The sequence below is a fragment of the Propionimicrobium lymphophilum DSM 4903 genome, from assembly GCF_000423485.1.
GTDB lineage: Bacteria > Actinomycetota > Actinomycetes > Propionibacteriales > Propionibacteriaceae > Propionimicrobium > Propionimicrobium lymphophilum.
The window spans coordinates 22512-42858 of sequence record NZ_AUIB01000008.1 but is presented as its reverse complement, the minus strand read 5'-3'; the positions used below and the strand labels follow the sequence as shown (position 1 = coordinate 42858).

Annotated in this window: 20 protein-coding genes, 2 tRNA genes and 1 pseudogene; 3 read left to right on the top strand and 20 right to left on the bottom strand. The window is 54.8% G+C overall.

Features of this window, described 5'->3' with window-relative positions:
• Window positions 1-107 precede the first annotated feature (107 nt).
• From G556_RS0105650 to G556_RS0105620, 7 genes are all read right to left on the bottom strand, one after another.
• On the bottom strand, window positions 108-584 hold the full coding sequence (locus tag G556_RS0105650) for a hypothetical protein (protein ID WP_028822065.1): 477 nt from the start codon (window positions 582-584) through the stop codon (window positions 108-110).
• Window positions 585-731: 147 nt separating this feature from the next.
• Window positions 732-804 (bottom strand) — tRNA-Glu (locus tag G556_RS0105645).
• 28 nt (window positions 805-832) lie between these two features.
• Window positions 833-906: transfer RNA gene (locus tag G556_RS0105640), tRNA-Gln, on the bottom strand.
• A gap of 59 nt (window positions 907-965) precedes the next feature.
• Window positions 966-1904: a CPBP family intramembrane glutamic endopeptidase gene (locus tag G556_RS0105635; RefSeq protein WP_028822064.1), complete on the bottom strand. Its 939-nt coding sequence runs from the start codon at window positions 1902-1904 to the stop codon at window positions 966-968.
• Entirely contained in the window at window positions 1901-2701 is an 801-nt protein-coding gene (locus G556_RS0105630; protein ID WP_028822063.1) for a fumarylacetoacetate hydrolase family protein, read from the bottom strand. Before G556_RS0105630 ends, G556_RS0105635 begins: the two co-directional genes overlap by 4 nt.
• Before the next feature lie 25 nt (window positions 2702-2726).
• The gene (gene cimA / locus G556_RS0105625) at window positions 2727-4322 is read right to left on the bottom strand and encodes a citramalate synthase (protein WP_028822062.1); all 1596 of its coding nucleotides are present in this window, start codon (window positions 4320-4322) and stop codon (window positions 2727-2729) included.
• Between the two features lie 23 nt (window positions 4323-4345).
• Complete coding sequence (locus G556_RS0105620; RefSeq protein WP_028822061.1) at window positions 4346-5425, bottom strand: branched-chain amino acid aminotransferase; 1080 nt, start codon at window positions 5423-5425, stop codon at window positions 4346-4348.
• A gap of 115 nt (window positions 5426-5540) precedes the next feature.
• Here G556_RS0105620 and G556_RS0105615 point away from each other — a divergent pair, with 115 nt between their 5' ends.
• Window positions 5541-5825, top strand: coding sequence for a YgaP-like transmembrane domain (locus G556_RS0105615; RefSeq protein ID WP_028822060.1), 285 nt, complete (start codon window positions 5541-5543; stop codon window positions 5823-5825).
• A 56-nt stretch (window positions 5826-5881) separates the two neighbouring features.
• Complete coding sequence (locus G556_RS0105610; protein WP_028822059.1) at window positions 5882-6937, top strand: 3-isopropylmalate dehydrogenase; 1056 nt, start codon at window positions 5882-5884, stop codon at window positions 6935-6937.
• On the opposite strand, the gene G556_RS10365 is transcribed toward G556_RS0105610, so the two are convergent.
• From G556_RS10365 to G556_RS11430, 13 genes and pseudogenes are all read right to left on the bottom strand, one after another.
• Complete coding sequence (locus tag G556_RS10365; protein WP_051176723.1) at window positions 6934-7608, bottom strand: DUF3152 domain-containing protein; 675 nt, start codon at window positions 7606-7608, stop codon at window positions 6934-6936. The genes G556_RS0105610 and G556_RS10365 overlap by 4 nt on opposite strands.
• Before the next feature lie 179 nt (window positions 7609-7787).
• Entirely contained in the window at window positions 7788-8816 is a 1029-nt protein-coding gene (gene ilvC / locus G556_RS0105600; RefSeq protein WP_024110946.1) for a ketol-acid reductoisomerase, read from the bottom strand.
• Window positions 8817-8845: 29 nt separating this feature from the next.
• Entirely contained in the window at window positions 8846-9355 is a 510-nt protein-coding gene (gene ilvN, locus G556_RS0105595; protein WP_028822058.1) for an acetolactate synthase small subunit, read from the bottom strand.
• Window positions 9355-11103: an acetolactate synthase large subunit gene (locus tag G556_RS0105590; RefSeq protein ID WP_016455671.1), complete on the bottom strand. Its 1749-nt coding sequence runs from the start codon at window positions 11101-11103 to the stop codon at window positions 9355-9357. The genes ilvN and G556_RS0105590 overlap by 1 nt, the downstream gene beginning before the upstream one ends.
• Before the next feature lie 224 nt (window positions 11104-11327).
• Window positions 11328-12092 carry an imidazole glycerol phosphate synthase subunit HisF gene (gene hisF / locus G556_RS0105585; protein ID WP_016455670.1) on the bottom strand — a complete coding sequence of 255 codons (765 nt, stop codon included), beginning with the start codon at window positions 12090-12092 and terminating at the stop codon, window positions 11328-11330.
• A 52-nt stretch (window positions 12093-12144) separates the two neighbouring features.
• The gene (locus G556_RS0105580) at window positions 12145-14865 is read right to left on the bottom strand and encodes a DEAD/DEAH box helicase (protein ID WP_028822057.1); all 2721 of its coding nucleotides are present in this window, start codon (window positions 14863-14865) and stop codon (window positions 12145-12147) included.
• Window positions 14862-15800 (bottom strand): helix-turn-helix transcriptional regulator, encoded by a 939-nt coding sequence (locus G556_RS0105575; RefSeq protein ID WP_036916103.1) that lies wholly within the window; start codon window positions 15798-15800, stop codon window positions 14862-14864. The genes G556_RS0105580 and G556_RS0105575 overlap by 4 nt, the downstream gene beginning before the upstream one ends.
• Window positions 15790-16758, bottom strand: a complete 969-nt coding sequence (locus G556_RS0105570; RefSeq protein WP_028822055.1) for a helix-turn-helix transcriptional regulator — start codon at window positions 16756-16758, stop codon at window positions 15790-15792. Before G556_RS0105570 ends, G556_RS0105575 begins: the two co-directional genes overlap by 11 nt.
• A 116-nt stretch (window positions 16759-16874) precedes the next feature.
• Window positions 16875-17594, bottom strand: coding sequence for a hypothetical protein (locus tag G556_RS0105565; RefSeq protein WP_028822054.1), 720 nt, complete (start codon window positions 17592-17594; stop codon window positions 16875-16877).
• Complete coding sequence (locus tag G556_RS0105560) at window positions 17595-18068, bottom strand: hypothetical protein (protein WP_028822053.1); 474 nt, start codon at window positions 18066-18068, stop codon at window positions 17595-17597.
• On the bottom strand, window positions 18025-18492 hold the full coding sequence (locus tag G556_RS11440; protein ID WP_155941755.1) for a hypothetical protein: 468 nt from the start codon (window positions 18490-18492) through the stop codon (window positions 18025-18027). The genes G556_RS0105560 and G556_RS11440 overlap by 44 nt, the downstream gene beginning before the upstream one ends.
• 22 nt (window positions 18493-18514) lie before the next feature.
• Window positions 18515-18667, bottom strand: a pseudogene (locus G556_RS11860) (glycine zipper domain-containing protein); the annotation flags it as partial.
• A gap of 482 nt (window positions 18668-19149) precedes the next feature.
• Window positions 19150-19866: a hypothetical protein gene (locus G556_RS11430; protein ID WP_155941754.1), complete on the bottom strand. Its 717-nt coding sequence runs from the start codon at window positions 19864-19866 to the stop codon at window positions 19150-19152.
• Between G556_RS11430 and G556_RS11425 the strand changes: the two genes are divergently transcribed.
• Complete coding sequence (locus tag G556_RS11425) at window positions 19853-20311, top strand: hypothetical protein (RefSeq protein ID WP_155941753.1); 459 nt, start codon at window positions 19853-19855, stop codon at window positions 20309-20311. The genes G556_RS11430 and G556_RS11425 overlap by 14 nt on opposite strands.
• Window positions 20312-20347: the final 36 nt, after the last annotated feature.

The window sequence follows — 20347 nt, the reverse complement described above, 5'->3', positions numbered from 1 at the left end:
AGTTCTTGAGCGCTAGCCGAAAGCATAACGCCTAGTCAACAAGGCGCCAGAAAAGGTGACTAGTAAAACCAAGGTTTAGCGCGTTGAGTTTGGCAGATATTTATAAGTCACGAAGCGAAAAGCGCTCGGCTAAAAATCGACAGCTCGCTTTCTCTGCGACCGGAAGCGCAGTCAACTACCATTATTACAACCGCGCATTTTCTAGCGGCTGAGTCGCAGGTGCCATTTGACGAGGTCACGCGAAAGGTCTCTTTGTTGTATTGCTCGTATAGCGTGCGATAGGTAGAAACAACGTCGGGCATCTTGCTGTCCGGCATGAGCAAGTAATCCATCGCGGGATCGACGTATTCAGCTCCACAAGCAAAAGGGACACTCACATCGGTGAGCCCATCGTTTGCAGAAAAGAACTTTTGCAAAGTGCAGCCGTCCTTAGTCACAGGTCCGACAGCGTTGAGCTGATATTTATTTTCGTCCCCGGAGAGCACCATTATCGTCATTCCGTCAGAATCACCAATTTTGGTCGGGATGAAGCGCTGTAGCGAGTTCTGGCCATCGTCAGTGAATGGGGAGAAATCGTCGCTCATGCCGGCAATCAGACGAGTGGAGAGCCACAAATGGGAACAACTGTCTCACCGTAAAGAAGTTGCACGCTAGATGCACGCGCCGGTTGGAGGGGGTCTAATCTCACCCTTTTTGCTACGCATTCCCTAGTCAGATAGGGTTTTGCTTTGTAGCCCCGAGCGGATTCGAACCGCCGTTTCAGCCTTGAGAGGGCTGCGTGCTAGGCCTCTGCACCACGGGGCCATGTTTAGTTTTTCTTGCTAGAAACTCTTGGTTGGGGTACTAGGACTCGAACCTAGACTAACGGAACCAGAAACCGTCGGGCTACCATTACCCCATACCCCAGTTCAGCGTTTCAACTAGCAAACTATTTTGTTGTCTCGCTTAACGCGCGGAATGAAACATTACACGGTCTTTGCCCCAGATACAAAATTGGGGGTTTTACGGGCAACATTCATTTTCTTTCCCACAAACCAGCAGCCTGCGAACGTGATCGCGTAGGCGGCCAAATCCCATCCGGTAGTCGTCCATGAGGAGACCGAGATTGCGTGTGCTTGTGTCAGAGTTCCGGTAAGCGTCGCGTAGCCAAACGAAAATACGTTATTAATGACGTGAGCCGCGATCGCCGCCTCAAGCCCACCGGTTAGCACGACGAGGCCGCCGGCCAACAACCCGAACCCGAGCCTATCGACGAAGAGTGGCAGATTCTGGCTGCCATGCATCATCGCGAAAATAGCCGCGGAGAAGGCGACGGAAACCCACGGACTTCTTGCGAATGTGCCAACGGACTGCATGAGATACCCGCGGAACACGAACTCCTCCCCGGCTGCCTGTAACGGGCTAGCGATAAGGATAGAAGCAAACCACAAGCTGGCATTTGAGGGCAGGTCAGGCTGGAATGGCTGGCCGATTCGGCTTAGCCAGTAGATGGCGTTCAATGCCACGCATGCAACTAGCAGGCACGCAAGAAGATAGCGCCACCGCATTCCAGGCTGCACCGAGACTAGCCAACGCGGTCGAACCCGATGTATCCAATACACGACTCCGAAACAGATCAGCGTCATAGTCGCGAGGCCAAGGTGGCTGCCCAGCAGACCCTCCGGGTACTCATAATGCATGGCGTAGGAGGCGAACTCGGCAAGGGTCCCAGGGCGGCCGCGCAGCAGCCAACCGAGGCTTACCACCACATAAGCGACCGCCATGACCACGACTAGGTAGCCGAAGAAGACACATAGCAACCCGACCAAAGATTTGTTGGTGACGCCGGCGTCGTCATCGCGTGCCAAAACGCGCGTGTAATTGACGCCCGGTTCTGGCGTCTGCAGCGGAGCAGTAAAAATCACTTCTCGTCCATAACCGGGTTGGTCAAGGTACCAATCCCCTCGATTTCGACGCTAACCTGCTGGCCAGATTCCATCGGACCGACTCCAGCCGGAGTTCCGGTGAGGATGACGTCTCCGGGCAGCAGCGTCGTGAACTGGCTTATGTAGCTGACCAGGTGGGCAACATCGAACGCCATGGACTTCGTCGTGTCCTCTTGACGAATCTCTCTGTCCAGGGTGGTCTTTATGGCCAAATCGCCCGCCGCATTGAGGTCCAGGTGAGTCGAAATCCATGGCCCAAGCGGGCAGAAGGTGTCGAAACCCTTAGCCCTGGTCCACTGCTGTTCCGCGTTTTGGATGTCACGGGCAGTTACGTCGTTAGCGGCCGTGTAGCCGAAAATGACTTCCTGCGAGCGTTCCAGCGGAACCCTTCGGCAGATCCTGCCGATAACGACGGCGAGCTCGCCTTCGTAGTGCAGGTCCTGCGTCTCTGCGGGCTTGACGATCGGTTCATTCGGTCCGATCACCGAAGTATTCGGCTTAATGAAAAGCAGCGGATTCTCGGGCACCTGCGAACCGAACTCGGCTGCGTGCTGAGGATAGTTTTTCCCAACCGCGACGATCTTCGAACGCGGAATCACGGGGGCAAGTAGACGCACGTCCGCCAGATCGACTCGCTCGCCGGTGTAGTTGACCGGCCCAGCTAGCGGGTCGCGATTGATAACGGCGATAGTCTGCGGGTGCGAGCCCTGGTCCTCTTCGAGTTCGACCAGCCCATATTGGGGCTGGTCGTCAAGCACAAATCGAGCGATTCTCATGCGTTAAAGCCTAATCGCTTATCGCTCACTTATTCGAACCGTAGCCCTTCATCAGGCCGTAGTGATAAGCGTCAGCCAATGCTTCCCAACTCGCCTCGATGACGTCGGTGCCAACGCCGAGCGTTGTCCAGGTGGTTTCGCCGTCCGTTGTGACGATCATCACCCTCACGACGGCGTCAGTTCCGGCTTCCATGTCGAGGATGCGAACCTTGTAGTCGGTGAGGCTATAGCTTTTGACGAACGGATACTCACCACTCAGGGCCTGAATAAGAGCCTGGCCGAGCGCATTAACAGGCCCATTGCCAACGCTAATCACGCCTTCTCGCAAACCATTAGCGATCAGCTTCACGCTCGCCTCGGAAACCGAGTTTTCTTCGGAACCATCGTCCTCAGACACGACCTTCCAGCTAACCACTTGGAAAGGCAATTCTAGCTGATCGAGATAGTCAAGGACCAGCAATTCGAACGAAGCGTCCGCGAGGTCGTAGGAATAGCCCTTGGACTCGCGCTGCTTGACCAGCTCAGCGATCTGATCGGCGACTTTGCGGTCGGAGAGATCCAACCCGAGTTCTTCGCCCTTGACCTGAACACTTGCCCTGCTAGCCATTTCGCTGATAACCATGTGGGTGCTGTTACCCACGGCCCTAGGATCCACGTGCTGATAGAGATTCTCGTTGATCTGCACCGCCTTGGCGTGCAGCCCAGCCTTGTGGGCGAATGCCGAATGCCCGACGAACGGTTGCCTCGGGTTGAGCGGCTGATGGGCGATCTCTGCGATGGAATTACTAATGGACGTCAGCGTCCCGAGTTGTCCGGGGCTGATCACCTGCCACTTGTACTTAAGCTGCAGATTGGCGATCACCGTGGTCAGGTCGACGTTGCCGGAACGCTCACCGTAGCCATTAATCGTGCCCTGCACATGCATCACGCCGGCATCAAGGGCAGACATGGAGTTGGCCACCGCACAGCCGGAATCGTTCTGACAGTGCACACCGAGGTCGACGCCAACCTGGGTGGCAGCAGACACGATGTCGCCCATGTCGTGCGGCAGCATCCCGCCGTTGGTGTCACACAGCACCACCACTTCCGCCCCAGCTTCTGCCGCCTTGCGCAGCACCGCCATCGCGTAGGTGGGATTTGCCTTATAGCCGTCGAAGAAGTGTTCCAGGTCTACGAACACTCTCTTCCCCAAGCCCACCAGATAGCGCACGGTCTCGTCGACCATCGCCAAATTCTCTTCGAGCGTCGTGCGGAGCGCGTCGTAGACGTGAACATCGTGGGCCTTCGCTACCAGGCAAACTACCTCGGTATTAGCCTCGACGAGTTTGGCTAGCGCCGGATCGTTCTCGCAGGTAAGTCCGGGCTCACGGGTGCGGCCATATGCGACGAGCTTCGCATTGCGCAGCTCGAGCTCTGTGGCAGCAGACTTAAAGAAGTCCTCGTCTCCAGCGACCATTGCCGGCCAGCCACCCTCGATGAAATTGACGCCAAGTTCATCCAGCAGTCTTGCTATCCGCAACTTGTCGGTAACCGAAAGGTGCATTCCTTCCTGTTGGTTACCGTCGCGCAGAGTCGTGTCGTAAATGTGGAACACATCTGGCATCGCCAGTGGGCTACTCATCTGTTTGCTACTACCTCTCGAAATTAAACAACCCGGTGCATCCAGCCACGGGTGTCCTCGACGCGCCCGTACTGGATATCGATCAGGTGATTACGCAGCTCAAGAGATTTCTTGGGCTCGCCCTTGAAGGCGTAAACGCCGTCTGCATCCTGCAGCGACGCGATCGGGGTGATGACTGCAGCAGTGCCACAGGCAAACGCCTCTACGAACGCGCCGGATTCGATCCCGTTAAGGACTTCTTCGTAGCTGACCGGACGTTCGATCGGAGTCAGACCGAGATCGGGGGCTAGCTGCAGAAGCGAGTCGCGGGTCACACCCGGAAGAATATTTCCGTTTAGCTCCGGAGTGACCAGTTCGTCGTTGTTCGTGATCAGGCAGATGTTCATTCCGCCAAGCTCCTCGAGCCAGCGGTGCTCTGCTGCGTCAAGGAACAGCACCTGGCTGCAACCTTTCTTCTCAGCGAGCTTTTGCGGCAGCAGCGAAGCCGCATAGTTTCCGCCACACTTAGCGGAACCAGTTCCGCCCACTGCGACGCGGGCGTACTGCGACTCGACCCAGATGTCTACCGCATGAACACCACCGGTGAAATAGGCGCCAACCGGGGAGCAGATGACCACGAAAACCACGGTCTCTGCAGGACGAACACCTAGGAAATCCTCATTAGCCATCTCGAACGGACGAATATAGAGGCTCTGTTCTTCACCGCCCGGCACCCAGCGCTCATCGAGCTTAACTAGGTTTTCGACAGCTTTCAGGTAGTCTTCCACCGGAAGCGCGGGCAGGGCCAGACGCTTTGCGGAATCCGCCATCCTCGCGGCGTTGCGCTCGGGACGGAACAGCCAAACGGAGCCGTCAGCATGACGGTAGGCCTTCATCCCCTCGAACACTTCCTGCGCGTAGTGGTATACGGCGCCGGCCGGATCCATCGCAACGGGAGAATACGGAACAAGCCTGTCGTTCTTCCAACCGTCTTCATGATTCCAATCGGCAACAGCCATGTGATCTGTAAAGAACTTCCCGAAACCGGGGTTCTCGTGGATCGTAGCTATCGCATCATCGGCTAAGAAACTCGGGTTTTCTGGTAATTCAAATTTCAGCGACATGCAAGTAAGGCTAACCCTATTAAGAAGCAGAGAAATTCATAGTCCAATCAGTAAACGCTTGGCCTTTTATATACTTGAAAACGTAACTTACCTGAACCATTAATTAGGAGTAACCATGGGCAGGAAAAAGAAGGAGCCCCAGTACGTATTCATCGATCGTCCCTTAGACCAGAACATTGGTCAGGCAGATCGTGCACTTCGCGGATTGCTGTCCGCAATCTTCTTCACGAGGTCTGGCTCCCATCATGGCCTAAGGCGGATCATCAACACGCTTCTCGGCTGCTCCATGGGCATCTCCGCACTGACCGGACGATCGTCGCTGTACAAGAACCTGGAAATCGACACCACCGATTGCGCCAGCTGGAAGAGCGTGCGCGAGTGGCTCAATAAGGCCAATTAAAACTGTCTGCTGAGACTAAACAGTTGACCGCTTGAGCTTTCATTAAGCTAGCCGGCATGACTTCTAAGCAGGCGAGAATTGCAGTTATCCGAGGCGACGGAATCGGACCGGAGGTAGTCGACGAGGCACTCAAGGTACTAAAGGCGACGGTGGGCGAAAACACTTTCGAATTTGTCGATTTCGACCTCGGTGCTCAGCACTGGCTTGCCACCCAAGAGGTACTTAACGACGACACTCTGGAGGAGCTTAAGAAGACTGATGCGATCATCTTCGGTGCCGTCGGCGCCGCCCCCGGTTCGACCACCATCCCTAGCGGCTTGCTCGAGCGCGGGCTGCTGCTGAAGCTTCGGTTTGCCCTAGACCAGGACGTCAATCTTCGTCCTTCCAAGGTCTACCCCAACCAGCAGATCCCGCTGGCCGAATGGGTGACCAACGGCGAGCCGATCGACTTTGTCGTTGTCCGCGAGGGAACCGAGGGACTCTACTGCGGAAACGGCGGCAAGCTTCGCGCTGGAACCGACCAGGAGGTAGCCACAGAGGTAAGCGTAAACACCGCTCACGGGGTGAAGCGAGTTGTTCGTTACGCTTTCGAGCTGTCCACCCGCAGATCCAACCACGTCACCCTGCTGCACAAGCACAATGTGCTGGTGAACGCGGGCGGGCTCTGGAACCGAATCTTCAACGAGATCGGCGAGGAATTCCCGCAGGTGAAGCGTGACTACCTGCACATCGACGCGGCCACGATCAAGATGATCACAAATCCTCAGGATTTTGACGTCATAGTCACCGATAACCTCTTTGGTGATATCATCACCGACGAGGCGGCTGCCGTCACTGGCGGAATCGGGCTCGCTCCTTCGGCAAACATCAACTCGTCGCGCGAATTCCCCTCTATGTTTGAGCCCGTGCACGGCTCCGCCCCAGACATCGCTGGTAGGGGAATCGCCGACCCGGTCGCCGCGATCAGCTCGATGGCGCTGCTGCTGGATCACCTGGAGCGACCGCAAGATGCGGAACGGATCAGAACGGCCGTCAGCGAGTTCATGGCCAACCGCGGAGACGAATCTCTATCCACCTCCCAGATCGGCGACAAGGTAGCAAAACTGGTTTAATCGGGATCGTTTGCAGGCCACACGTTCGGCTTGCAAACATCAACCGACATGCTCTGCTGCTGCATCACCGGGGCCGGAATGCCCTGCCCCGGGCAGCTCAGGTGCCCCCTACCGAGGTAGTGACCGATCTCGTGGTTGACCAGGTAGGAACGATATTCCTCGATACTCAGATCAGAAAACGATGTCGTACCGTACATCCACCGATCTGCGTTCAGGTTAACTGCCTCACCCGCCCGGCAGCTCCAGCAGCTTTGAGTGTCCAAAGGTCTGCAAAACTCGTTTACAGTAGCAGGAGTGGCCAAAGTCACGATCAGTTCGGCGTCATCGGGATCGGGAACGAGCCGGAAGGAAACCTTATCGATCGGCGCCCAGCCCCTATCGTCATCCAGAGTCTCTTGGATCTTCTTAGCAACCTCTTCGGGATCAAGACCAAGGCTATCCTCCACCCGGACCGCATAGACGATCTTTCTACCTTCCCTGGCAGAATCCGCGGAGCTTTTATTGATCAGGAACGATCCTGTTGATTTGGCGTCCGAGTGCACGATTCCCTTGGAATCCATGCTCGTGGAAAAGGTCGGCTGTGGGCTAGCCGAAGGCTCAACGCTGCTAGGGCTCCCGGGAGTGGTTTTCGCAACCGGAGAAAGGCCATAGCTGCCCGGCGAAACAGTCATTGAACCACATGCGCAAAACACGACACAGCACAATGCGAATAAAAGCGCTAGTGGTCGGTTCACAGAAACCACATTAGCGACAATTCGCAGGTAACCAATCATTCGCACTTACGCTGTTCTCCAGAAACAAAAACTGGCCTGGTCAAAAATGACCAGGCCAGTTATCCGATTAGCAACGGTTAGCGTGCAGCGGTGCCTTCGGTGTAGTCGTCGTCGGTGTTCTCGATCCAGCTGAACATCTTGCGCAGTTCCTTACCGGTGGCCTCGATCTGGTGACCGGCCTCCTCCTCGCGCAGCCTCTTGAACTCAGGAGCGCCAGCATCCTGGTCGTCGATGAAGCGCTTCGCGAACGCGCCGTTCTGGATGTCGTCCAGGACAGCCTTCATATTGTCCTTGACGTGCTGATCGATGACGCGACGGCCAGAGACGTAATCGCCGTACTCAGCGGTGTCGGAGATGGACCAGCGCTGCTTGCTGATGCCACCCTCGATCATGAGGTCGACGATCATCTTCAGTTCGTGCAGGCACTCGAAGTAGGCCATCTCGGGCTGGTAGCCAGCCTCGACCAGGGTGTCGAAGCCAGCCTGGACCAAGTGAGACATGCCGCCACACAGCACGGCCTGCTCGCCAAACAGGTCGGTCTCGGTCTCTTCCGCGAAGGTGGTCTTGATGCCACCAGCGCGCAGGCCGCCGATCGCCTTCGCGTAGGACTTAGCCAGATCCCAGGCCTTGCCCGAAGCGTCCTGCTCGACGCAAACCAGAACCGGAACGCCACGGCCGTCGGAGTATTCGCGGCGAACGATGTGACCCGGGCCCTTCGGTGCAACCATGCAGACGTCAACGCCCTCAGGAGCCTGAATGTAGCCGTAACGGATGTTGAAGCCGTGGGCGAAGAATAGCGCGTCGCCGTCCTTCAGGTTCGGGGCGATCTCGTCGCGGTAGACGTTGCGCTGAACCTGGTCGGGAACCAGGATCATGATGACGTCTGCTTCCTTAACGGCATCAGCGACGCTGAGTACGCGCAGACCCTGGGCCTCGGCCTTGGCGCGAGACTTGGAGCCCTCCGCCAGGCCGACGCGAACGTCAACACCGGAATCGCGCAGGTTGAGCGCGTGTGCGTGGCCCTGAGAACCATATCCGATGACGGCGACGGAACGATCCTGGATTACTGCCAAATCTGCGTCGTCGTTGTAGTAAATTTCAGCCATTTTTGCCTTCCTTATTTTTTTCGAGCACGCTAGGCGCGAGCCCGTTTTTCATTGATTGATTTCTGGCCGCGACCTAGCGCAACCTGCCCGGATTTAACCAGCTCGATGACGCCGTAAGGCTCAAGCATGGTCAGCAACGCCTCTAGTTTGTCGTGACTTCCAGTGGCTTCGATAGTCACTGAGGTCAGTCCAACGTCAACTGCTTTGCCCCTAAACAGGCTAACCACGTCGATGACGGAGCTGCGATTGGTGTTATCGCAGCGCACCTTCACCAGGATCATTTCGCGACACACGGAGGACTCCGGAAGCTCTAAAACTTTCAAGACTTCCACGAGCTTGTTCAGCTGTTTCACGAGCTGCTCGACGAACCTTTCGTCGTCGACAACCGTGACCAGCGTCATTCGCGAAACCCCTTCTTTTTCTGTCGGCCCGACCGCCAGGGATTCGATGTTGAACCCGCGCCTGCTGAAAAGAGAAGCGACCCTCGTCAAAACACCTGGGTGATCTTGCACCAAAACGCTAAGTGTGTGCGTGGTCATTAGTCCTCCCAATCTGGCGCCATTTCGCGGGCCACCTTGATCTCGTCGTTACTCGTGCCTGCGGCAACCATCGGCCAAACCATCGAGTCCTTCTTGCAGACAAACTCGACGACTACCGGACGATCGTTGATCTCCATCGCCTTGTTGATCACCTCGTCGACTTCCTCTACAGAGGTTGCCCTCAGACCCGCGCAACCCATCGCTTGCGCGAGCATCGGGAAGTTCGGCAGCGAATCGGTCCTGATGTCGGTGTTCGAATAGTGCTGGTTGTAGAACAGTGTCTGCCACTGCCGCACCATGCCGAGCGTATTGTTGTTGATGATCGCGATCTTGATCGGAATCCCGTTCAAAGCACAGGTAACGAGTTCCTGGTTGGTCATCTGGAAGCTGCCATCACCGTCAATGCCCCACACGACCTTGTCCGGCTGTCCCACCTTCGCTCCCATGGCTGCCGGAACGCAGTAGCCCATTGTGCCCAGACCCGCGCTCGTCATCCACTGTGCAGGCTTTTTGAACGGCAGGAAGTGGGCCGACCACATCTGGTGCTGGCCAACTCCGGTGACGAAGATTGAATCCGGTCCGGAAATCTCGCCGATCCGTTTAATCACCTGTTGCGGGCTCAGGCCGGTCCCACCTTCGTCACCGGCCTCCCATGACAGCGGGTAGCGCTTCTTCATGACCTGCAGTTTGGCGGTCCACTCCGAGTAATCGGGGATCCGCTTGTGTCGCATTTCGTCGAGCAGCTGCCCGAGGAACATCTTTGCGTCGCCCACGACCGGGACATCGACGGCACGGTTCTTACCGATCTCGGCTGGGTCGATATCGGCGTGAATGATTTTCGCGTTCGGAGCGAACGTGTCCAACGCGCCGGTGACGCGATCATCGAACCTGGTGCCAACAGCAATCAGAAGGTCCGAGCGCTGCATAGCTCCGACGGCTTGAATTGTGCCATGCATGCCAGGCATACCCAGGCACAGCGGGTGATCGTCGGGGAAAACGCCGCGCGCAGGAAGCGTGGTAACCACCGGAATACCGGCTAGCTCAGCCAAGTCCTTCAGCTCCTGCCAAGCACGAGCGCGAACCACGCCGCCACCGACGTATAAAACGGGCTTGACGGACTCACAGATGAGGTCCGCTGCGGCCTCAACCTGGCGGTTGTGCGGACGAACCGTCGGCTTATATCCGGGCAGCTTCACCTCGTCGGTGAAGTCGAATGGCACGGTGTCGTTCTGCGCATTCTTAGTGATATCTACCAGAACGGGGCCGGGACGCCCAGTGGAGGCGATGTGGAATGCAGCCTTGATGATCTCCGGAACGTTGCGCGCGTCTTTAACCAAAAAGTTGTGTTTCGTGATCGGCATCGTAATGCCCCTGATATCGGCCTCTTGGAAGGCGTCGGTGCCGATTGACTCGGAGGAAACCTGACCGGTGATCATGACCAAAGGCACCGAATCCATGTATGCATCGGCCAGCGCTGTGACACCGTTGGTGGCGCCTGGGCCACTGGTCAGGATTGCGACGCCTACGCGTCCAGTAGCCAAAGCGTAGCCCTCTGCAGCGTGGCCCGCACCTTGTTCATGACGAACCAAAACCTGCTTAAGAGAGGATTCGTATAGCGCATCGTAAATAGGCAGCGCGGCGCCACCGGGAAGACCGAAAACTACTTCTACGCCTACTTTTTCCAAAGAAGTAATAAGCGCCTGGGCGCCTGTCAGCATCGGTAGCTGCTTTTCGGACTGGTCTGCCATCTTGCTCCTCCATATTTTCGACGCGCAACCGCTAGATAATAAAAAACCCTCGATGCCTTTGGGCATTCGAGGGAGCGCTTCTGAGCTTCACTACCTTGCAGACCAACCGGCCGGCAAGATTCTGCCGAGAAGCGCTAAACGATTACTAGCTCGTTGCTACGCATGAATGAAAATATATCGGCAAGTTTTACCGTTTCACAATGCGTCTCAAATGGTGGATAAGGTTATTTTCTTACTTCTATCCCAGCGTTTGCCAAACCCTGTTTGACTTCGGCAATCGTAATGGTTTCGTAATGGAAAACTGATGCCGCCAAAAGCGCATCTGCGCCGGCCTTTGCGGCATCGATGAAATGCTGAACCGTGCCTGCTCCGCCCGAAGCGATGATCGGGACGTCGACGACCTCGCGTACTGCCTTGATCATCTCGATGTCGAAACCGCTAGTCGTGCCGTCGGCATCCATTGATGTCAACAGGATCTCGCCAACTCCCCTGTCTTGTGCTTCCTTGGCCCACTCGATTGCGTCCAAATTCGCCGGGCGCTTGCCACCGTGAGTGGTGACGCCAAAGCCGGAAGGCTGATCGTCCTGGCGACGGGCATCAAGACTGAGCACGACGACCTGCTTACCGAACCTATTGCTTACGTCCGTTAGCAGCTGCGGATTAGCGATCGCTGCCGTGTTGATGCCGACCTTGTCGGCTCCACAACGCAGCAGATCATCGACGTCCTCAACCGAGCGCACCCCTCCGCCTACGGTTAGCGGAATGAAGACGGTCTCGGCGCACCTACGCACCATGTCGCGGGTCGTCGCCCTGCCCTCGTTGGTCGCGGAAATGTCTAGGAAAGTCAGCTCGTCGGCGCCTTGCTCGTTGTAGCGTGCTGCCAGTTCAACCGGATCGCCGGCGTCCCGCAGGTTCTCAAAGTTGACGCCTTTGACCACACGTCCGGCGTTGACGTCGAGGCACGGAATGACACGGATAGCTAAACTCATGAGCTAAAGCTTAACTGCCCAACAAGAGTTTTCCAGGTTTCGTCCAAAGGAACTATTCGGCGCCGAAGTCGACTATGTCACGACGCATGGAGTTGACCACACCCCGGCAGGTTTCCCGAATCGGTTGCGCTCCAGGAGCGTTTGATAGCTGGCTTGCTAGATCGATAACCTGACGCACCCAGCGCACGAAGTCGCCGGCAGGCATGTCGGAGTCATCCAGCAAGTCGGCAAGCCCTTCGCCAGCAGCCCATCGATAGGCCAGCTCAGCGAACCCGATCTCTGGCGAACGGCTACGCTCCACTCTCGCGTCGCGCTCAACCTTGTTGATGTCTCGCCAGATTCGACGAACCTGCGTCTGCACGGCCTCGGAATCGCGGTCTGGCATAGAGAAGAACCTGCCCGAATCAGCGCGTCGAGCCTCATAAACGAGGGTCGAAAGCACTGCCGCCAAGGAGGGCACGTCAAGATCAACAAAGACGTTCTGCCGCACGCACTCTGCAACAACAAGATCTAGTTCGGAATAGATGCGCTGCAGCATCTTTCCGTCGTCGGTAACCACATCGCCGTCTAGATAACCGAGAGAGTCAAGCACTAGGCAAATTCGATCGAACTGTGCGGAAATAGAATTTCGGCTCTTCGGCTTAGGAGCAACCTTGCGCTCGATACGAATAGCCTGCTCTGCGCTGCGCGCATGGGCCTCCCGATCTGGACAAGAATGGCAACGGTGCTCTCGGAGCTGGGCGCGCATCTCGTCTATCTCGGCCGCAAGCTGCTTATCTCTGCCTGGCTTCGATGCCGGAGGTGGAGTCCGGTCGATAGTCTCTAGCCGAGCATCAAGCGATCTCGCGAACGCCTTCCTGTCGGCTGCCGAGCGTTGGTCGAACTTCTTCGGCACCCGAACCCTTGAGCGCACAACACCCGGAACTGGAAAGTCACCGTCGGTCAGCCTCAAAGCAATGTGCTTCTGCGTCATCACCAGTGGATGTGGCACTGGCGGACGTCCAGGATCGGCGACCGCAGCCCAACCCTTGTGTTTGCCTGCAGGAACCCAGATGACGTCTCCAGGCTCCAGTCCGAAGAGGAAGTCCAACACCTCGGCACGCTTGTCGCCCTTACGCAGCTTCGCAACCTCATTTTCGAGCTGGCTGATCTGCACACGAAGGTTCGCGTATTCGCGGAAGTCACCTTTAGAACAAGTGGCTTGTTCCCAAAGCTCTTTGGCCCGGTTAGCTTCGGTGGCGTGCAGTCTGGCTGCCTTCACTACCTTTCGATCTGCCTGGAACTGGGCAAAGCTCTGCTCCAGAAGTGCTCGCGCTCGGTCTCTACCTATAGTCCCGACCAAGTTAACGGCCATGTTGTAGTTGGGAGTGAAGCTGGAACGAAGCGGGTAGGTTCGCTTCGACGCCAGGCCAGCGACAGCACGCGGATCGATGCCAGGCTGCCATGCGACGACTGCATGTCCCTCGGTGTCGATCCCCCGTCTGCCCGCACGTCCAGTTAGCTGGGTGTATTCGCCGGGCGTGATGTCGACGTGCGCCTCACCGTTGTATTTCACCAGCCGTTCAATGAGGACGGTCCTGGCAGGCATGTTGATTCCCAACGCTAGGGTTTCGGTTGCGAATACCACCTTGATCAGGCCCCTGGTGAAGCCCTCCTCGATGATCGCCTTGAATGCCGGCAGCAATCCTGCGTGGTGAGCCGCGATACCGCGCCCAAGAGCCTCGATGAAATTGTCCCAACCAAGCGCCAGCTTGTCATCGTAGGTCAACTGTGCGGAGTACTTTTCAGCGATCCGCATTAGCTCGGAGCGCTCTGCTGAATTCGTCAGCACGATGTTGGTGCCAAGTAGTTGCTGAACCGCGCCATCGCATCCAGCACGGCTGAACACGAAAACGATCGCGGGCAGCAGGTTCTCTTTCGCCAAGCCCCGAACCATCTGTCCCCTAGACGGCCGGAGGGTTTTTCTTCTATCGTCGCCGCGATCGCGATAGCGGCTAGCGGCTGCACCGCCGTACCTTCCGGAACCAAAGCTGACGTTGCGCTTGCCCTTACCCGAGCGCCCTCTGGGCCTCCTGGAATCGTCGCGTTGGTTTCTGGCTTCGCCGCGCTCCAGCTTGAGCAGCTTCTGATTCACCTTGCCATTAACGAACAGGTCGATCACTTGTTCGTTGACCAGCATGTGCTGGGCTAAATCAACTGGGCGTTTTTCGCTGACGACAACCGCGACGTCTCCTCGCACCTCGTCTAGCCACTCGCCGAATTCCTCCGCGTTGCTGACCGTGGCGGATAGGCAGATCAGGTCGACGTCTGGCGCCAGGCCAAGAATAACCTCTTCCCAGACGGCGCCGCGGAATCGATCGGCCAGGTAGTGAACCTCGTCCATCACCACGTAGCCAAGACCCTGCAGCGTACGATAACCCGCGTAGAGCATGTTTCGCAACACTTCGGTAGTCATGACGACGACGTCGGCCTCGGAGTTAACTGACTGATCGCCGGTGAGCAGGCCAACCGAATCGGCTCCGTAGCGGGCAACCAAGTCGTGATATTTCTGGTTGCTAAGCGCCTTAATCGGTGTGGTGTAGAAGCATTTTTTGCCGGTCTGCAAAGCAAGCCAGCAGCCAAATTCTCCAACCACTGTTTTGCCCGAACCTGTGGGAGCTGCGACCAAAACGCCGGAGCCATCCAAGACTCGCTGGCATGCCTTGATCTGGAAATCGTCGAATTTAAAGCCGTAGCCAGCCGAGAACTCGGCCAGCATCTCAGTGTCAGTCATTGTTTCTCGATCTGGTCGTACATCTTCAGTGTTTGTTGCGCGGCGTGCACGGCATCCTTCGCTAGAGATTCGTCTTCGACGCGGGCGCCGTCGCCAAGACGCAAAAGAATCGACGTGAGCCAGGCGTCGCTCGCCACTTTGAATCGGGCGCGCACCGAGCCATCAGTTTTGCGCTCGAGAACTTCGCACGGGTGGTATTCGCAAACCCATGCGGCATCCGGAGCGAGGACGATCACGACATCCTTCTCCTTTTCGAACCACTGGCCGCTCGGCGCCTCGCCGTGGTCTTCGGCGCTCTGCCCGGTGTATTCCACGCTGATTATTCGATCGAACCTGTAGACCCGCCAATCTTTGGCGTCCAAGCTCCAAGCGTTCAGATATGCCACTCCATGTCTGACCTCGATGAGAACCGGGTCGATGACAGGTTGTGTCGTGACGGCCCGTGACGCGCCATCGTAGACGAGTTTGACTCTGTTGTTATTAGAGATTGCGGCGGCTAACCGATCGCGCACTTCGTCAGAACCCGTCGAAATATCGAAATGGACCCCGCTTCCGGCGCCCGTGATTTCTTCAAGCTTCGCTATCGCAGAATTCGCGGTTTTCGCTTGTTCTCCGGTGGCCGCCTCGCGAACAACTTCAAGCGCTGCGAGCAGGCTCATAGCCTCGTCCTGCGTCAGACGCAGCGGCCTGTTCAGGTACTCGGCATTGCTGATCTGGATCACGCCATCGTCGATGGCCGCGTCCATATCGACGTCGATCAAATCGTCCGGATATCCGCCCGGCAAACCACACATGAATAACGTCGAAAGATCGTTTATAACCTGGCGTTTGGTTATGCCAAACATCTTTGCCAACGACTTGGTTGTCAGGCTCTCTCCGCTCTGGGCAAGAGGAAGAATCGCCAACATTCTGCAGAGCTGGTCTTCATTCTTCATGCTCACCCCCGTGGGCACCTACCACTTGCTTTAATCGCTTGATCACCTGGTTTTTCAGTTGGTCCGGTTCGAGCACAAGCACCTGCGAGCCAAAGCTTGCGATTTCGACCACGGGATTGTACGGCAGCCTAACCCGCCAGGCCTGAAAGCCTTCAGGAAGCTCACCTCTCCATTGGATGCGTTGGCCGCGGCGACGAAGAGCGGGCGCGTGAGACTTCCGAATGGCCAAAACGGCCTCGCCGTTGTCACCGCTAGGGGCGATCGAAGCAGCCATGTCGTTTAAAGTTTGCGAATCAGGAATTTCATAATCGGCGACCTCGCCAATCTTAACGTTCGACGTTATGCGGTTAAGCCTGAAGATTCGCGACGATTCCTTCGTGACGTCGTAGCCCAGCAGGTACCAGATGTTTGAGCGCATAACTAGACGCCACGGCTGAACGATCCTCGTGGCCGGAGAGTTGCGATACTCGAAAGAGACTACGCGCTTTTCAGCGAGCGCCTCCCAGATCGGCTCGAATGACGGGTCCTCAACACTCACCCGAGTTTCCAGCACTCCATCCTCGCGATCGGATTCGATTTCGACTCCACCTGCTCGCAGCTTTAGCAGGGCCTTCCTAGCCTGGTCTGAAGTGCTTGCCTGCTGCCAGACGCTCGATGCTAGCGAAAGTAGAGCCGTCTCATCCTTGCTGAACTGGACTTCAGGGAGTTCATAATCGCTTCGTTTGATCATGTAGCCGGTCTCGTCACTGAAAAGTGCCGAGTTGCTGCCGGTCTCGATTGGGACGCCTCTGGCGCGCAGCTCGTCCTTGTCGCGTTCAAATGTGCGCTCAAAGTTGGAATCGTTCAGGTCTCTATAACCCTCTATGCGGGCTCGGATCTCGTCACGGGAGACGTATTTGTTGGCGGAAAGCAGCATGATCGTTAAATTCATCAACCGCTCTGATTTCTTCTGCGCCACGAAATCAAATCTAGCAGCCAACTGAATCACTATGATAGGCAGCTCAATACGATTTGGACAGCAGGTGTTTTGTTTCGTCCGAGCCGAAAGTCTCGACTTTCTGTGGCCAGTAAAAACTAGCCCTTCCAGAACAGGCGTTTTTTCTTCTTTTCTTTAATTTCGGCCGCTGTCGCATTAACCACTATCTCCAGGACGTCATAAATAGCTGAAACCAAAATGGCGGATGGGAGCTCAGAAACTTCGACTATCCCAGGCTGAGGCATGATTGCCTCCCAGAGCGCTCCGCCCCGATCACGAGCAAATCTGATGGAAGTAGAAAAGAAGCCAACTAACACCTCTTGCCAGGGCACTTCAGCTCCGATGCGCTCTTCGTATTCTTCGAGCGAAAGTCGCTCTGGAGCTGAATTCACGAAACCGGGTTTAACGTCCATCCAGTTAAAGACATCGGCTAGCAGCTGTTCTTCGGTCATCATGTAGGCCGTGTATTTTCCGGCCTCATAGTTGAAGGCATTCTCACCGGCTGATCTGATGACAAAAACACCTTCCGCCAGCAGAAACGCCGTATACATATTGCGCTGCTCAGCGCCAGTTAAAAATACTCGTGCCAGCGACGGGCTTTCTGTGCTTATTTTGTATTGCCCTAAGACGGTAGAAAGTCCTTCTTCGCCAAAGATCCGCTCTCCTCGAACATTCGCAGAACTGAATCCTGCCACGTTTTCAAGAGGAAAGCCGAGTTCTGGGCTTCTGGGATCAATCGGGATATTGCACTGGGTGGATCGCTCCGCGCTGGCAACGAGTTCAGCCTGGGAGGCTTTGAACCGCAGATGATCGGCCATTCAATCGAAGGCCCCCTCGATCATGGCGGCCTGGGAGGGCAGGAACGAAGCCGAAAAGTGCAGGTGCGTATGGCCGGTGGCGAAAACCCACTTTTTGACAATCACATCCTGGAATCTGTCGCGTCGATAGACGAATCTAAACACTCGCCCAATAGGAGTACCTTCTTCGTCCTCGACTGGAACGAGATCAGTTGAGAGCAGTCTCGCGTCCGAATGCTGATCCAAAGCGGCCTCGTAAGCTGCGTAGGCTGCATCTACCAGTGGATAGGCGCTGGGATCGGAAGTGACAACCATGTTGGGCCTAAAGACAAGACCTTCCTGCTCAACAGTCGCCAGGATCGCATCTACGTTCTCTTCACCAGAAAGGTCTATTTCTGCAGGATCGAGCGGCGTCAATATATCCGGATAGTGGATATGCACATATGGCGTTTCAATCTTGAACGATTCGGAATAAAACTCGTTTTTGATGATCATTCCATTTTCTTTTCAAACCAACAACGGCGGGACGCTTTTCAAATTTTTTGCGCTCATCGGACAAATACTCCAAAAGCCTCTTATTCGCCCGAAAAGCATCACGATCAGCCACATACCACTTAGGTAACGCCCAACGCGGAACCCAGAAAATTGCGATCCCAGACACGCCTAGAAGAAGACAAATGGTCACACCATGAATTTTTACCAGCCAGTGACCGTTCCAAGAATCTGGGAAATAAAACATGGGGCCTGAAAGAACTAAGGCTATTCCCGCAGTAACATGAGCGGGCAATGAATGGAAAACATAATTCTCTCGATACACCCACCAACGCTTAATTTTCCCCCTGTAACCAGCAAAGCCTGACCCCAACAACACAACGCCGAACAGAAAGATTGTTACTGGATTTATTAAAGCATCAAGCATAAATGGTTTCTTTATTTTCTTTCTAGAAAGTTTTAACCTTTTCAGCGATTTTTTCTGAAGCTACCTCACCAATTTTTCCTCCAACAAACCCTCCGACCAGTCCCCCAATAAGACCTCCGACAAGAGTTCCGGGACCAGGAAAAACTGACCCTATCGCCGCCCCAAGAGCGGCACCGCCTCTAGCCCCAGCCCAGTTACCAACAGCAGAGCCTCATGCAACACCTAAGCCTTCTATGCTACTGGCAGTCATTTTTTGAAACTCTGTCCACTCAGGGTGTTTAAGCGTGTTCTCGTTATAGCTCTCCGCATATTCGTCGTAATAGGTTAACCCCGCAGACAACCATCCGAGCCCTCTACCGGTATTCTTCGCCCAGGTTGGAAGCTTACCAATACTTTTATCGAGTGTTATGTGCGGATCTTTGATCTCAGCTTTGCCTAAGAAAGTAGCAATTTTTTCCTATTCTAAATATCTTGTCCGAGGTGTCCCCGAATGTATTCAAATTAAAGCCGAACGTTTGTTTTTTAAATAATTGCCAAGATGGCTATATTTTTGTTGTTAAACTAGATCTAGAAAGAGGCCTAATTGATTACCGAAATAGTCGCGGCATACAAATCTATGCGCTCAGGCTTGAATGAATAATAAAAATTTTAAAACACCTAGGAAGCTTTGCGAATCGGCAAGCCGGGAACGCCTTCAATGAGACATGAAACAATGTACCCCGAAAGCCAGCAAAATAAAATAACAATGATTGCCGAAGGATTGCGAATGGTTAAACTTATGAACGCTGGAGCAATAAATAATACAATCAACCACCTATACTTCCCACACATAAAACTTAATAAGCTTCCAACGATGGAGCCGAATAAGATAAACGCTAACAACGTTTTGATTGACTGATTGCTCGTTAAAGGAAGCGCAATCGCATATAAAGATGCAAGCACTAAAAGCATCACCCACGAAAACAGATGAAACCTGACAATTTCTTTCTTTGAGACCAACTTTTTAGTATGTATTTTTTTTGCAAAAATGGCTAAACCTTTTTTATTATGAGAAACTACGATATCTGCCCATGTCAAAAATAGTGCAGCCCCCGATAGCAACCATAAAAGTGGTGGTATGGGTTGAGAAAATAATTTTGAGATGCGAAATCCTAGTACTAGCGTTAAAATTAGTGGAAATGCGAACCAAGCTCTCGAAGTACGAGCCAATATTGCCATTAAAAACAAGAAAAAAGCTGCCATTTGTAAATGTGCGATTAGTGCAGAAATGTCTCCACTTATCAAAGGCAAAAATATTAGCGCCACAAAAACGCATATCGTAAAAACCGAACGAAGCCCTAGCCCCTTAGCTAAGAAATTATTGTTTTCAATCACTTACTTTACAACCTCGATTAAATTGTCAGCTCCGACTTCCATTACAGCACCTTCAGCAGCCCCCTGCAACAAGCGCTTCGCATTCGGGCCGCTCGGATTGACTAGTCATTTAAAAGTACGCACACTAAGATGTGAAGCTTGTTTTAATGTTGTGGTTCCTCGCTGGTCCGGCAATATCTTCCCGAAAAGTGTCGACGATAATCCAGAAGAAGCGCCGGAATATAAAGCATCGTTTAGCGATATTTCTTCGCCAGAAAGAATGTCTTTCGTTACAGAACCCGCACTTGATCCCAAAGTGTTTATCGCAGCAGTGCAGCCCGATGCCCAAACCGAAGTAGCTTTCTTGTTAAAAACAGTTTTTGCTACTGTTCCACCGGCAGGGCCGGCAGCACCAGAAATGGCTCCAGTTAAAATTCCTGACGTCAAAGCTGCAAAGTATCTTTGAGTGTTTTTGTCCCCTGGAGATAATGCGTAGCTAGCT

What these genes read in the sequence shown, in the direction of transcription:
- ilvC (WP_024110946.1), bottom strand. Translation starts at nt 8,816, where the DNA reads ATGGCTGAAATTTACTACAACGACGACGCAGATTTGGCAGTAATCCAG.
- G556_RS0105580 (WP_028822057.1), bottom strand. Translation starts at nt 14,865, where the DNA reads ATGACTGACACTGAGATGCTGGCCGAGTTCTCGGCTGGCTACGGCTTT.
- G556_RS0105565 (WP_028822054.1), bottom strand. Translation starts at nt 17,594, where the DNA reads ATGGCCGATCATCTGCGGTTCAAAGCCTCCCAGGCTGAACTCGTTGCC.
- ilvN (WP_028822058.1), bottom strand. Translation starts at nt 9,355, where the DNA reads ATGACCACGCACACACTTAGCGTTTTGGTGCAAGATCACCCAGGTGTT.
- G556_RS11440 (WP_155941755.1), bottom strand. Translation starts at nt 18,492, where the DNA reads ATGCTTGATGCTTTAATAAATCCAGTAACAATCTTTCTGTTCGGCGTT.
- G556_RS0105575 (WP_036916103.1), bottom strand. Translation starts at nt 15,800, where the DNA reads ATGAAGAATGAAGACCAGCTCTGCAGAATGTTGGCGATTCTTCCTCTT.
- hisF (WP_016455670.1), bottom strand. Translation starts at nt 12,092, where the DNA reads ATGAGTTTAGCTATCCGTGTCATTCCGTGCCTCGACGTCAACGCCGGA.
- cimA (WP_028822062.1), bottom strand. Translation starts at nt 4,322, where the DNA reads ATGAGTAGCCCACTGGCGATGCCAGATGTGTTCCACATTTACGACACG.
- G556_RS0105630 (WP_028822063.1), bottom strand. Translation starts at nt 2,701, where the DNA reads ATGAGAATCGCTCGATTTGTGCTTGACGACCAGCCCCAATATGGGCTG.
- G556_RS0105590 (WP_016455671.1), bottom strand. Translation starts at nt 11,103, where the DNA reads ATGGCAGACCAGTCCGAAAAGCAGCTACCGATGCTGACAGGCGCCCAG.
- G556_RS10365 (WP_051176723.1), bottom strand. Translation starts at nt 7,608, where the DNA reads ATGACTGTTTCGCCGGGCAGCTATGGCCTTTCTCCGGTTGCGAAAACC.
- G556_RS0105560 (WP_028822053.1), bottom strand. Translation starts at nt 18,068, where the DNA reads ATGATCATCAAAAACGAGTTTTATTCCGAATCGTTCAAGATTGAAACG.
- G556_RS0105620 (WP_028822061.1), bottom strand. Translation starts at nt 5,425, where the DNA reads ATGTCGCTGAAATTTGAATTACCAGAAAACCCGAGTTTCTTAGCCGAT.
- G556_RS0105650 (WP_028822065.1), bottom strand. Translation starts at nt 584, where the DNA reads ATGAGCGACGATTTCTCCCCATTCACTGACGATGGCCAGAACTCGCTA.
- G556_RS0105615 (WP_028822060.1), top strand. Translation starts at nt 5,541, where the DNA reads ATGGGCAGGAAAAAGAAGGAGCCCCAGTACGTATTCATCGATCGTCCC.
- G556_RS0105610 (WP_028822059.1), top strand. Translation starts at nt 5,882, where the DNA reads ATGACTTCTAAGCAGGCGAGAATTGCAGTTATCCGAGGCGACGGAATC.